Source organism: Pseudoalteromonas sp. B160, from assembly GCF_037162485.1.
GTDB classification, from domain to species: Bacteria; Pseudomonadota; Gammaproteobacteria; order Enterobacterales; family Alteromonadaceae; genus Pseudoalteromonas; species Pseudoalteromonas rhizosphaerae.
In genome coordinates, this window is sequence record NZ_JARLUX010000001.1 from 217,628 (window position 1) to 230,531 (window position 12,904).

General features: G+C 38.7%; 11 protein-coding genes and 1 pseudogene. 3 read left to right on the forward strand and 9 right to left on the reverse strand.

All coding sequences use genetic code 11. From position 1 onward, the window contains the following. Positions 1 to 11 precede the first annotated feature (11 nt). Positions 12 to 950 (reverse strand): LysR family transcriptional regulator, encoded by a 939-nt coding sequence (locus P4S61_RS00860; RefSeq protein ID WP_145242290.1) that lies wholly within the window; start codon positions 948 to 950, stop codon positions 12 to 14. A 124-nt stretch (positions 951 to 1,074) separates the two neighbouring features. On the opposite strand from P4S61_RS00860, the gene P4S61_RS00865 reads away from it, so the two are divergent. Next, positions 1,075 to 1,731, forward strand: coding sequence for a nitroreductase family protein (locus P4S61_RS00865; protein WP_145242253.1), 657 nt, complete (start codon positions 1,075 to 1,077; stop codon positions 1,729 to 1,731). Between the two features lie 71 nt (positions 1,732 to 1,802). Here P4S61_RS00865 and P4S61_RS00870 read toward each other — a convergent pair whose 3' ends face one another. The 4 genes from P4S61_RS00870 to P4S61_RS00885 all read right to left on the reverse strand — a co-directional run bounded on the left by P4S61_RS00870 (position 1,803) and on the right by P4S61_RS00885 (position 7,316). Then, positions 1,803 to 2,087 (reverse strand): hypothetical protein, encoded by a 285-nt coding sequence (locus P4S61_RS00870; RefSeq protein WP_145242251.1) that lies wholly within the window; start codon positions 2,085 to 2,087, stop codon positions 1,803 to 1,805. Positions 2,088 to 2,902: 815 nt separating this feature from the next. Next, on the reverse strand, positions 2,903 to 3,208 hold the full coding sequence (locus tag P4S61_RS00875) for a DUF3240 family protein (RefSeq protein ID WP_337117623.1): 306 nt from the start codon (positions 3,206 to 3,208) through the stop codon (positions 2,903 to 2,905). Beyond that, positions 3,201 to 6,275: an efflux RND transporter permease subunit gene (locus P4S61_RS00880; protein ID WP_337117624.1), complete on the reverse strand. Its 3,075-nt coding sequence runs from the start codon at positions 6,273 to 6,275 to the stop codon at positions 3,201 to 3,203. Before P4S61_RS00880 ends, P4S61_RS00875 begins: the two co-directional genes overlap by 8 nt. Continuing rightward, positions 6,276 to 7,316 (reverse strand): hypothetical protein, encoded by a 1,041-nt coding sequence (locus tag P4S61_RS00885; RefSeq protein WP_337117625.1) that lies wholly within the window; start codon positions 7,314 to 7,316, stop codon positions 6,276 to 6,278. A 194-nt stretch (positions 7,317 to 7,510) separates the two neighbouring features. On the opposite strand from P4S61_RS00885, the pseudogene P4S61_RS00890 reads away from it, so the two are divergent. Then, positions 7,511 to 8,037, forward strand: a pseudogene (locus tag P4S61_RS00890) (helix-turn-helix transcriptional regulator). 109 nt (positions 8,038 to 8,146) lie between these two features. Here P4S61_RS00890 and P4S61_RS00895 read toward each other — a convergent pair. Continuing rightward, positions 8,147 to 8,602 (reverse strand): hypothetical protein, encoded by a 456-nt coding sequence (locus tag P4S61_RS00895; protein WP_182758634.1) that lies wholly within the window; start codon positions 8,600 to 8,602, stop codon positions 8,147 to 8,149. Between P4S61_RS00895 and P4S61_RS00900 the strand changes: the two genes are divergently transcribed. Beyond that, positions 8,587 to 9,858 (forward strand): PQQ-dependent sugar dehydrogenase, encoded by a 1,272-nt coding sequence (locus P4S61_RS00900; RefSeq protein ID WP_337117626.1) that lies wholly within the window; start codon positions 8,587 to 8,589, stop codon positions 9,856 to 9,858. The two genes, P4S61_RS00895 and P4S61_RS00900, sit on opposite strands and share 16 nt — an antisense overlap. 76 nt (positions 9,859 to 9,934) lie before the next feature. On the opposite strand, the gene P4S61_RS00905 is transcribed toward P4S61_RS00900, so the two are convergent. From P4S61_RS00905 to P4S61_RS00915, 3 genes are all read right to left on the reverse strand, one after another. Beyond that, a complete protein-coding gene (locus P4S61_RS00905) occupies positions 9,935 to 10,690 on the reverse strand; it encodes a hypothetical protein (protein ID WP_182819966.1) in 756 nt (251 codons plus the stop codon). Positions 10,691 to 11,045: 355 nt separating this feature from the next. After that, positions 11,046 to 11,486: a hypothetical protein gene (locus tag P4S61_RS22855; RefSeq protein ID WP_149982715.1), complete on the reverse strand. Its 441-nt coding sequence runs from the start codon at positions 11,484 to 11,486 to the stop codon at positions 11,046 to 11,048. A gap of 1,133 nt (positions 11,487 to 12,619) precedes the next feature. Next, entirely contained in the window at positions 12,620 to 12,889 is a 270-nt protein-coding gene (locus P4S61_RS00915; RefSeq protein ID WP_337117627.1) for a hypothetical protein, read from the reverse strand. Positions 12,890 to 12,904: the final 15 nt, after the last annotated feature.

Consider the following 12,904-nt stretch of genomic DNA (forward strand, 5'->3'; position numbering starts at 1 on the left):
ATTTCAAGTAATTAGTCATCAAGAACACTAGGTTCAAGTATACCTTTATCAATTAGTTGGCTTATCATCGTACGTGCTTTTTCTCTGCATACATCACGCAATAAACGCACTGCAGGCGTTATTGATTGGCGGCTTGGACAAATTAACCACAGCTCACCACAGGTATGCTGGTAATTATTCATCACTGTAACCACCCTATCGTTAAGAAGATCATCAGCAATATCTAATGCCGATTTTACGGCAAGCCCTTTGCCAGCAACACACCAGCGCCTGACTAAATCACCATCATTTGAGGCACGCTTGCCTTGCATTTTTACTTTGTATTTTTTTTGCCCATTGGTGAATTCCCAAACATTATTGATAATATCTTGCAGTTGATAAAATAACCCTTGATGCTGTGCTAAATCATCTGGGTGCATAGGCGCACCATAGCGTTTTATATAGTCAGGTGTGGCGCATAACAAACGTGGAATATTACAAATTTTAAATCCGTAAACATTGGCATCAGTTGGCGAGCCATAACGCAATGCTATATCCACCGAATCTCGGTAGAAATCCACGTTACTATCACTAATATGTGCGCGCAGGCTCACCTTCGGGTAACTATCCATAATTTCATCAATCCAAGGGATCACTAAATTACGGCCAAGATCAGAAGATAATGCAACCCTTAACTCACCTTCAATCTCATCATGTTCGCCTTTTAGGTTCTGCCGAGCTTGCTCAAGTATCGCTATTGCTTGCTCACACTGTGGGATATAGCGATCCCCTGCGGCAGAAAGCCTTAGGTGACGTGTTGTACGCACAAACAGGTCTACACCTAATGTTGATTCTACCCGTTTGATAGCAGCACTGGCGGTTGCTGTACGCATATCAAGTTTTGCAGCTGCAAGGGTAATACTTTTAAATTCAGCAACTTTTAAAATAAGTTTTAAATCGTCAATCTGCATATTATCTAAATATATTTGATAATGATTCAATAATTATGCTGTTTATCAAAAGTAATGCAAGCGCTATCATCTGCCTCATTCAACGGCTTTGATTAAATAAAGCTATTCGCTACAGGAACCAATTATGACACACCCGATTATTACCGACTTAGAAGCGCGTTACACAGCAAAAAAATATGATGCAACTAAACGTGTATCGGCAGAAGATTTAGCTGTGATCTATCAAGCCATGCGTTTATCTCCGTCATCAATTAATTCGCAGCCATGGAAATTCATTGTTATTGAGTCTGAGCAAGCAAAACAACGTATGCATGATACTTTCGCTAACAAGTTTCAATTTAATCAGCCGCATATTAAAACTGCATCACACATTATTTTGTTTGCTTACAACCCGAAATACACCAGAGAAGATTATGCAAAAGTGATTGACACTGATATCGCCAATGGTCGTACGCCAGCAGAAAATCGCGAGCAAGCCTTTGGTGCATACGCATTTGTTGACTTAAATACTGACGCATCTGGCAATAATGCCGCATGGACCAAAACACAAACTTACCTTGCACTTGGTAATACTATGCATGCTGTTGCGCGCTTAGGTATTGATTCAACACCAATGGAAGGCGTAGATAGCGCGCTAATTAGTGAACTTTTTGCGGATGAGTTAGATGGTTATATTTGTGAAGTCGCACTTGTAATTGGTTATCACGAAACACAAACCGACTATAATGCTAAGCTGCCAAAATCACGTTTGAGTCAAGATCAAATTATTCAAGTGGTTTAAGTTTTACATTACCGGTTAAGAAGAGCCTGTTACAGGCTCACTTAAACAAGCTTTTGGCATTATAGCCTCTGCTATGTGCTCTCTTTAGCAGCTCCACAAACAATTTTTTCTTCGCCAAGATGATATATATTATTTATTGCTACATAGGCGCCAGATACAACGCCTGTAATAGGGACTAATAATATCCCACTAATTGAATAGTAGGTATTGGTATCCTCAAAGCCATTAATTATTTTCAATGTCTTACGGTCAGAAGATATTTCACATTTATTGACTGCTGACATGTCCTTAGTTGGTACAACGATACAGCCTGATAACATCGTCAAAGTAAAACATATAGTCGTAACTAATTTCATCTTATAACATCCTCGTTTTTAATTGTCATATAGAAACCATAAAAATTAATATTTATAGATTGTTGGGTAACTATCTTATAAATACTTTACTAAACAAAGTATGCGCTCCCCGCAAACCTTGCACATATAAATCAAGCTTATAGGTTCAATTTTCACTAATAAACATGCACATCAGACACCACACTATGCAACCGTTTTATATTGAGGGAACTTCCCTAACATTCTCTTCAATAACAATATCATAGATAGGCAACTTACTTTAGCAGTGATTCTGTTAAAGAAGTCAAGTTGCACCCAAATAAAGAGATCAGCTTGAGTAGATAGCTACAGCGGTTAATGAACCTACAGCAGCCATTGAAGAAGTTGCGCATAGTGCAAACTCTACAAGTGATAATACTGAGGTTGCGGATAAAAAGCACCATTAGGGCAGACTAAAATAAACAAAATCATCAAAACAATAGGTTCATTGGTTTCAGAGATCCAACACTAAGTAGCTGGTATTACGACCTTAGCCGCAAATATAAAAAATATAGAGTCAGTACTTGATGTGTATATAGCGATAGCAGAGCAACTCAATAACCTTGTATTTCGATTTACTCTTTAACTAATCCAAATTAAAAAATCATATAGTTACACGCTATTACGCAACTATAGGGTCAATGCAGCAAGTGACGCTCTCACGTGAATTAGGTACGGGCATCGCAGCAGGCTTCGACTTTATTAACTTATAGCAATATTGTGACCTCTTTTTAACTATTTTGTATTTAGTTATAAAAAGAGGCTGCTCGAAGCAGCAGCCTATAATTCTAACTACACTATCTAAGGTGCCCGCTTTCAACTATAGGCGTAACCCAATATTTTAACGGCGTGTACTTACAAACAGGGCTTAACGCCGTTTTTACTATGGCAAGTTCAGGTAATAATATATGCACCTCAAACTGATAAAAGCTGCGATGCCCTTCTACTTGCTCGGCAATGTCAAATTCACTGTGCTCTTTACTGTAGCCTTCAATGTTTTTTAAGTTAAAGCCGGTAATGCAGTCTATGCCAATTAATATATCAACCACGTCATCTTTTATGTTTGTGGGTACATTTAGGGTAAAAAGTAACTGTTCAGCCATGTTTTTTCTCCAACCAACCATAAAAGATAGGTAATAAATAAAGTGTTGTAATTGTTGAGGTAATTAACCCGCCAATAACCACAATCGCCAATGGCTTTTGAATCTCAGCGCCAGGGCCGGTGGCAAATACCAGTGGCAGTAAACCAAACATTGCGGTTGTGGCTGTCATTAACACTGGGCGAAGGCGTCTGCTTGCACCATCTAAAATGCGCTGCGTTACATTGGCAGAAAACATTTTCATTTGCTCAAAGTAGCTGATCATCACAATACCATTGAGTACCGCTACGCCAAGTAAAGCAACAAAACCAACCGACGCAGGCACCGAGAGGTATTCATTACTAATAAACAGGGCAATCACTCCCCCCATTAACGCAAACGGAATATTAGCAATTATCAGCGTTGATTTAGATAACGATTTAAACGTGGTAAATAAAATAATGAAAATCAGTATTAATGCCACCGGAATAAGCACCAGCAAGTTTTGTGTTGCACGTTGCTGGCTTTCAAATTCGCCACCAAACGACAAGGTAAAACCACTGGGTAATTTTATGCTGCTATTAATTTTAGCTTCCAGTTCATTCACATAACTAACCACATCGCGGTTATCCACATTAACGCTTACAGAAGCAAAGCGCTTTGCTTTTTCTCGCTCTATTAACAATGGCCCCGTTTTAAAGCTAATATTAGCAACCTCTTCAAGTGGCAGTAGGCTGTTGTAGGGCATTAAAATTAACTTTTGTTTTAATGCGCTCATTGACGATAACTCAAAGTGTGCTGCGCTTTCACCTTTTTGTGCATTAAACACAATTGGGATCACGCGGTTTCCTTCTTGCAGTGCCGATACCTGTAAGCCTTCTAATTGCAACTTTAAATAATCGCTTAATCCTTCGGTGGTTAAACCAAACTGACTAGCAACCTCAGGAATAAGTTTAATATTTACGTATTTACCCCCTTCAATAAGCGCCATTTGCACATCACTTGCGCCGTCAATATTAGTGGCAAGTGCCGTGATTTTTTCGGCTAATGAGGCAAGTGTCGCAATGTCATTACCGAATACTTTAATCGAAATATCACCGGTGCCACCGGTGAGCATTTCTGATACCCGCATTTGTATTGGCTGAGTAAAGCCAATATTTACCCCTGGAAATTGCGCAAGTGTTTGTCGAATATCCTCGATTAGCAGCGCTTTGGAGTCAAAACGCCACGTATCTTTTGGCGCTAATTCCATAAACACATCGGTTTCGTTTAACCCCATAGGATCAAGCCCGAGTTCATCGGAGCCGGTACGGGCAACAATTTGTACGATTTCTGGGGTGTTTTTTAGCAGTGTGGCTTCAATTTGTTTATCGATATCCAGCGAGGCTTGCAAGGAAATACTCGGCGATTTTTCCAGTTGCACAATAATGTCGCCTTCATCTAAAACGGGCATAAAGCTTTTACCAAGCCCCTGAAATAACACCCCACTGAGCACTAAAACAGCAACTGATATAACACTAATAGCCACCGGCTTTTTAATTGCTTGGGCAAGTGTTTTAGTATAAAAACCTTGTAATAGCGTGACCATTTTAGGCTGGGTTACGGGTTCATTTTTTAATAACAATGAGGCTAAAATTGGAATAACCGTTAACGACAACAACAGCGCACTTAGCATGGCAAACACGATAGTGAGCGCCACTGGGGTAAATAACTTGCCCTCTAACCCTGTTAACATTAATAGCGGTGAAAACACGATAATAATAATAATTGTGCCTGAGAACACTGGCGCCGCGACTTCTTTACAGGCGCGATAAATAACATGCAGCCGAGGGAGGTGCTGATTGTTAGCCAACCGATTCACTATGTTTTCAACAATAACTACCGATGAGTCCACCAGCATACCAATGGCAATCACTAAGCCGCCTAAACTCATTAAATTAGCCGATAAATCAAACTGCTTCATCATTATAAATGTCAGCAATGCCGACATAGGTAAAGACAAAGACACCACCAATGAAGAGCGAATATCACCTAAAAACAAGGCAAGTAGCACTATCACTAAAATAATCGCTTGGCCTAATGCGCTGGTAATGGTGCTAATTGCGGTATTTATTAAGTTAGAACGGTCGTAAAACACATTAATTTTTGTGCCTTGCGGTAATGACGCTTCAATAGTGCGAAGTTTATCTTTTACATCTGCAACAACTTGCGCTGTATTACTATTTTTAAGCGCAATTATAAGCCCTTGTACCGCCTCTTCACTGTTTTTAGTGACTGCGCCATAACGGGTTAAACTGCCAACATGTACCGTGGCAATATCACTTAACCGAATAACCTTATTTTGAGTGGACTTAATCACGGTATTTTCAATGGCGGTTATATCGGTGTATTTGCCCTCAGTGCGCAGAATTAAGGTGTCGTTGCCTTTTTCTAAGCGCCCTATGCCACCGTTTTGATTCGTTTGCGTGATTGCCAACTTCATTTCATCAAAGCTGACTTGATGCTGTTGCATCAATAAAGTATTGGGAAGTATTTCATAGGTTTTTGAAAAGCCGCCAAGGCTATTTACATCAGCAACGCCGGTTACAGTGCGCAGTAATGGACGAATTTGCCAATCTAAAAGCTCTCTTTTTTCAATCAGCGATAAGTGAGTACTTTCTATGGTAAACATGAACACCTCGCTCAAAGGCGTGCTCATTGGCGCCATGCCGCCACTAATATTACTGGGCAAGGTGGGTAAAATATTTAATAAACGCTCATTAACTTGCTGACGGGCCCAATAAATGTCGGTGCCCTCTTCAAAGTCAATGGTAATATCGGTAATAGAATACTTAGTGGTAGAGCGCAGCATTTGCTGTGACGGAATACCCAGTAATTCGGTTTCAATCACCCGTGTTACTTGCGATTCTATTTCAAGGGCGTTCATGCCAGGTAATTTGTAAACTATTTTAACTTGAGTGGGTGATATTTCTGGAAAAGCATCCACCGGAATACTTAACCAAGATTTAGCGCCAATGGCCATAGCAACAATAACAAAAATACTAATAAACAAGCGCTGAGTAAGTGAAAACTTAATAAGCTGGTTTAACATTTACTCTCTCCCTAAGTGAAGCAACATGCCTTGTAGCGCACTTACCGAGCTTATTAGTACCTGCTGATCATCTAGGTTTTTGTTAGCAGTAAATACATAGTCTTTGCCTTGTGTACCTTTGAGCTCAATCGGCAGTAACTCAAGGTTATCGCCAGACTTCAAAGCAATGTAATTAACATCTTCAAATTCAAACACCGCTGACTTTGCTATTTTAAAGCCCGTTAATTTATTTACCAGCGTGACTTTGATGGTTTGCCCCAGTGTCAGCTGGCACTCATTTGAGCTTGGCGACGCCCACACAATTTGATGGTATTTATCTGCAATACTGTCATAGCTCTCAATATTTAAGCTGCAACTGTGTGACAGCTTAAAATGCGCTAACGTGTTGGTAAAACTAAGAGGGACTTTAATCTTAACGCGAATACTACTTGCATCGATAATATCAAACGCGGTGTCACCCATCATACGGTTTCCCGACTCATTGGTGAGTTTTAAAATGCCCGTTTTTGGACTCACTAAGGTTACGTTTTCATTATCATCAATGTTTAAAAATGCCATTTGATGTTGCATATGTTCAAAATTTAGTTTGGCTTCAAAATAGCTTTTTGTGATTTCAACCCATTCAGAGCTTCTTATTATTTTATTTTTTAAGTGCTGTTGGTTTATGTCGTAATGGCTTTTAGCAATAGCAAGCATGTCTTTTGCTGATTGATAGGCATCTAAAAAATGGTGTACATCACTGCCCTCAACACTTGCGATAGTGGCGCCCTTTTCTACCATGCTGCCGTTAGCGTATAAGTAACGAACTTGCTGTACATCAAACGCAAACAGCACCGTATAATTGACCCCAGGTTTGAAATTGACTTCACCAATTAAACTTTGCCCGTTAATAAACTCTGTTTTTTGAATCGGCGCAAATTCAACATCAAAACCACTGAGTGACGAAAGCCTTACAGGTGCTAAATTTTGCGAAGCAAACACAGGATTAAATGTTAATAAAGTCACCGTAAAGAAGAAAAATAACGTATATTGAATACGCAAAAAATGACGCATTTTTTTGTAAAATTTAACAGCATTTCGTTTGTTCACATTTGATTAATTTTATAGAATCAACCATGACTCTTTTATGCTGTTAAATCATCAGGCATACGCCGTAACGTTCCTAAAAACAGCTTAATTTACAGCATGGTACATTTGTCCATTGTAATTATAATGCATTGATAGTAGAGGTTTTAATGAGAGATAAGCTAATAGCGGCTACATTGTTGGTAATAATGGTGTTGAATTTTTTGATGTTCTAACAGATATACGTTTAGGGGTGCCGCAGTGGCATATTTTTTCCGAAGGCTTGATCGTAGTTATCTCTGCAGCCTGTGCTATTTACTTAATTAGAGACATTCGTGCGCGTACAGCAAATATTAATGCGCTGAAACAAGAATTAGTGCATTCAAAAAAAGAACTTAAGAATATATCACAAGCAATGATGGATGCTCGCCATGAATACAGCGGCGTTATTCAAACCCAATTTTCACAGTGGACATTGACCCGCAGTGAGCAAGAAGTCGCGATGTTGTTACTTAAAGGCTTAAGCTTTAAAGAAATAAGCGAACTAAGAAGCACAAAAGAAAAAACCGTTCGTCAACAAGCGTCCGATATTTACAGCAAAGCCGATGTAGAAGGCCGACATGAGTTTGCTGCATGGTTTTTAGAAGACTTTATGCAACAAGGACAATACCAACCAACAAGTTCAAGCCTCAATTAATTGAAAAGCTACAAAGGTGAGGCCTCTGGTTATTTCTATAGCTTTGCATCCGCTGTGCATTAAATCTTAAGGAATAATTAAAAACCTTAATGATTATCTCTGTGTAAAACTAGATGAATTCATTTTTACTATGACAACCATTGCTCAACTTAGCAAAAACATAACCCCCTACAGCCCCTGCAAGCAGCTGCATATAAAAACCCCAGCCTCTTGCGCCCGCTATAATAGTGATATTCATAATTGACTCGATAGCAATTAAAGCCGAAGCAAACGCCACAATACCCGCAATTACAAATAATTGCGCACATTGTTTTTTAACTTTTTTAGCAATAAGCCAGGTAACCAAAAACGCGATGGCAAGTGCAATAGCAATAATAGCACCATAGGTCGGTAGCATGCCGAGCCAATCTTCAAGGGTTAAGTTAACACGGTCATTAAAGCCCACCACAACACCCACATTAACTAATTGATTGACAACGTATTGACTATGAAACAAGCTAGCGAGTGTAAATGTAAGTAACCAAGAAACTAAAAATGAAGGGAGTATACGTGTTAAAAACGACATGGTTATCTCAACTTAAAATGAAACTTTTTTCTTACAGTAGCAAAGGCTTGCAGGGTAAACAATCTCTACGTTGTATTACTCTACTCTCGCTTTTAGCGTTTTCTTGTAACGCCAGTGCCGAGCTACCAAAACAGCAATACACTGCTGATACCTTAGCAACGGGACTCAATTCACCGTGGAGCATGGTTAAACTCCCAAACAATACCTGGTTAGTCACGGAACGTGATGGTCATATTGTTATCATTAAAAACAACCAACAAACCCGAGTTAAACTAGATTTCGAGGGCTTATACGTTGCAGGCCAAGGCGGCCTACTCGATATAGTGCTTTCGCCAAATTACAGTGAATCAAAAGAAATTATATTCACTTACGCTCAAGGTGAGCTTGATGCAAACAGGCTCGTTATTGCCAAAGCTACGTTTGATGGTGCGCAATTTTCAACGCCAAAAATTATTTATAAAGTTGCCACTGATAAAGACACACCACAACATTACTCAGGCCGCGCCCTTGTCCTACCCGATAATACCTTATTATTTTCAAGTGGCGATGGCTTTGACTACCGTGAGCAAGCACAGGTTATGACCAGTCAACTTGGCAAAACATTACGCATAAACTTAAACGGCACGATACCAAACGATAACCCATTTATTAATCACAAAAATCCTGCAGCTCATGCTGTGTACTCACTCGGGCACCGTAACTTGCAAGGCTTGGTTTATGATTACGATACACAGCAAATTGTTAGCCACGAACACGGCCCCGCAGGCGGCGACGAACTAAACTATTTAACCCCAAGCACCAATTACGGCTGGCCGGTGATCACCAACGGAGATGATTACTCACAAGCACGTATTTCACCGTTTAGAGAATACCCTGGAATGGCTAAACCAACGGTTGATTGGACGCCCTCAATCGCCCCTTCTGGCATGGCTTATTATGGCTCAAAGCATTTAGCTTTTCCCTCACTACAACAGCATGTGCTAATCACTACGCTGGTCGATAAAAAGCTCTACAGCGTTAATTTAGCGAATGGTGAACTTACCCAGACTCATGTTTTACCAGAGGTAACTGGGCGTTTGCGGGATGTATTTGTTACAACCGAGGGTAATATCGCGGTGTTAACCGATGGAAAAGATGCAAAAGTTGCTGCTGATAACGCCAAAGTGATTAGCTTGACTAGATCGTTCAACACAACTGTATCTAAATACTCGACGAGCTTTTTATATGATTATCAGGTCTTATTTTTTGCTGTTTGAGCGAAAGTCAAAAAGAAAGACCTGACTTTATTGGTTTTTGCGATGCATATTTCTGATTAAATACAATCAAGGTGAGTTAGTTAAATTGGCTTTCGTCTATTTCAATGGTTATGCTATTTAATAAATCGTTAGTGAACTTTTCACTTTCTTCTTTACTGACATAACTTCCTTTGCCTTGAATATTTGCAAGTAACTGGTTTGCAATCTCCTCATAGGCAACATCTAATTGAGTCTGTAATGTTTTAATATCGTCGTGAGTCATCGAGTTGCCTAAAATAAAAGGCTTACTTGGATTCATTGGCCCATAGTTGCCTTCCCAAATTACTTTACCTGTTTTAGACTTAAGGACGGCTTTGAGCTGAGGTAAAAACCTTGTGCTTTTTTCGTCGGTAAAAATGACGCACCATGGCTCAAGTGTTATAACTTGTTTATGAAGATTTTCATTTAAGTGAATAGACTTTACTGATTCTTTTAAAATTTGAATGCTATTTAGCGAATTCAACAAAGTGCTCGCTAAATCAAAGTTCTCTTTTAAGTCGAACTCTAAACTGCCTTTCATGTGCTTTTCATTAGACAAATCAGATGCTATAACGCCAAGAACCCCATAACGCAGCCCTACATCATCCGACGTATTAACCCAATTAGTAATAACAAAACCTGAACCTTCAATTCTTCGATCCCCTATAGCTAAACTCCAATCATTCCAATCGATATTTAATACATCTAGTTTAATTTTTTCATTTGAACCTAAAGGAACAGCACCTCCCCTTTGAACCGATTGGCACGCTGAAACTAAAAAAATAAAAGTGAATATAAATAGGTGCTTATACATTATAAAACAATCCTTGTTAAAAACTCGATTAATCAAAAGTAAACTATAACACCCTTATTTAACTCTGCGCACTAGTTAAAGTTTTATAGAATGAATGATGGAAACAAAAATAATTTTATGATGATAGCAGCATTATTTTACTAACTGTGTAGTGGTACAGTTATCCAATAATGAATCCAAAATTGAACTTGGAGACTCATCTGCCAAAAGCTTCATACTAAAAAACAGTAAAAGTGTGCCAAAGGTTAATCTCATACTCTACTCATATATACCTTGCTAAGCAGATAAAAATTGTTGGGTATAATCGCGAAGCAATGGCCATCTGTTTTTATTCCGTTTAAGCAACTTATAGTTACTACTTTTCATCTTCGTCATAAATTATTGAAGCTAGTACTGGACGAACTACTGCAAGAATTAAAATAATAATTACCAACGCCCCCATAACTAACTTAATTAGTCTAAAAAACCATGGTCTTTGCCATATTTCTCCCGTTTCCTCATCCATCTTTTTTTGTTTGATGAATTCGTCGTAAGCCTTATTCAGATCTGTGTGCTTAGTAATTTTAGGGTATTCAATAACAATACCAATTTTAGCAAGTGAAACTCGAGCTAACTCGGATTGTTCCTGGTTGACGTAAAGCATATGATTTTTTACATCGGCATAGTAATAAATACGTTCTTGCTCTAGTACGTCCGCAATTTTAACAGAGTCAACCAACCGCATATCTTGAATTAACGGCCTATAAATGGGGCTATCTTCCTTTACCCATTTAACAATAAAAACAGCAAAAAGCATTGATATAATCAGAACCAATAATAGTTTGTGTTCTTTTGTGATGAGTTTATTAATTTTATCTCTCCGTGATATCGATAATACAGCCGAACTTGCGAGTAGTTATAACTCTACAATTTGGGGAAATTGTGAGTGTTTTGGCACTAAGTGCCAGCGATTAATTTCCCCAAGCCAGCTTGCTGGCTGGCTGTACAACATTGGCTTGTTATGTGCCGGGCAATGGTTATTCATCATCTATATTTCTTCCAACTCTGCTTTTGCTAGTAAACCATAATACAGCAATAAGAATCTGGCTTGTGAATAGTAAGCCACTGGATATTTTAAACGTCAACTGCACACCTGTACTAGGACAACCCCACATACAAGTTGACAACAGTCTCATCACCGATGCGCTTAAGGCTATAAAATTGACTAAAAATATTAACAGGTATTTCATTTATCTAGTGGCACATAACGAGCCTGTAGAATAACTCGTTTTTAATTTATTTTTATTGATGCTTTACCATAGCCGAGTTCCTATTTTGATTCAATTAGTTACTTCAATTTTTCGTAAAATATAAAAAGAGGATTTGCTGTTGCTTTAATTGGCGTTTTGGCAGGTATCACAGGTCTTTAAGTGGCTTATTTTAGGTGATAAGGGCTTACTTTTATTAATGCATCGTGTTTTACATATCAATATTAAGCCTTCACGTTCATCCTCATTTACTTCTCATTCTCTTTGTGCAAAAAATTTTGTGAATTATTCACAAAGAGTTTTAGAGGCGCTGCGCTTAAGAGGTTGAAGTTAAAGCTGCTAGGGTCTAGGGAAGTGACTAGGTCTTAGCCCGAAAATTAAAATATTCTTTTTGTTTTCTCATTTACCCTCATTCACCCTCATTCACTTCTCTTTGTGCAAAATGGTTTTAAGTGATTTACTCACAGGAGGACAAATAAGCAAATGCTGTGCTAATAACGTAAGGGCTATTCTGTCGCGCTTCTTATATGTGTTTGCCGTAAGCTGCTTGCTTAACAGCCGCATCGACAGACGAAGAAAACGAACTTGTTTATTGATTTAGGATTGATCGTCAATTTATAAAAACGGTCAAAAAGAACAGTAGCGCCTATTGATAGAGTAAAGGCTGATATGTTTTAACTGCTCAGTACTCTTGCTGGAATTTCTCATGTAATTCGTAGAGCTTTTCAGCTATTTTTACACCTGTAGAATTACAACTTTTCCTCATTATATTTGCAACAGCACCGCCAACAGCTTTACCTGCATAGTTTGTCATTGGGCCATGTTTAGACATGTTTTTTTTAATATCCAACCATAAAGGCAATAGCTTATCAGGGAAGTGGCTAGGATTAAGACTACCCGTTAAATTGTTAACAAGTAGCAATCTAATTTTAACATCCCCAGGGCGATACAAAGTTCCTTGATTGCC

Coding starts and splice junctions, on each gene's coding strand:
- P4S61_RS00880 (WP_337117624.1), bottom strand. CDS start 6,275: ATGTTAAACCAGCTTATTAAGTTTTCACTTACTCAGCGCTTGTTTATT.
- P4S61_RS00860 (WP_145242290.1), bottom strand. CDS start 950: ATGCAGATTGACGATTTAAAACTTATTTTAAAAGTTGCTGAATTTAAA.
- P4S61_RS00875 (WP_337117623.1), bottom strand. CDS start 3,208: ATGGCTGAACAGTTACTTTTTACCCTAAATGTACCCACAAACATAAAA.
- P4S61_RS00905 (WP_182819966.1), bottom strand. CDS start 10,690: ATGTATAAGCACCTATTTATATTCACTTTTATTTTTTTAGTTTCAGCG.
- P4S61_RS22855 (WP_149982715.1), bottom strand. CDS start 11,486: ATGCTTTTTGCTGTTTTTATTGTTAAATGGGTAAAGGAAGATAGCCCC.
- P4S61_RS00865 (WP_145242253.1), top strand. CDS start 1,075: ATGACACACCCGATTATTACCGACTTAGAAGCGCGTTACACAGCAAAA.
- P4S61_RS00870 (WP_145242251.1), bottom strand. CDS start 2,087: ATGAAATTAGTTACGACTATATGTTTTACTTTGACGATGTTATCAGGC.
- P4S61_RS00895 (WP_182758634.1), bottom strand. CDS start 8,602: ATGTCGTTTTTAACACGTATACTCCCTTCATTTTTAGTTTCTTGGTTA.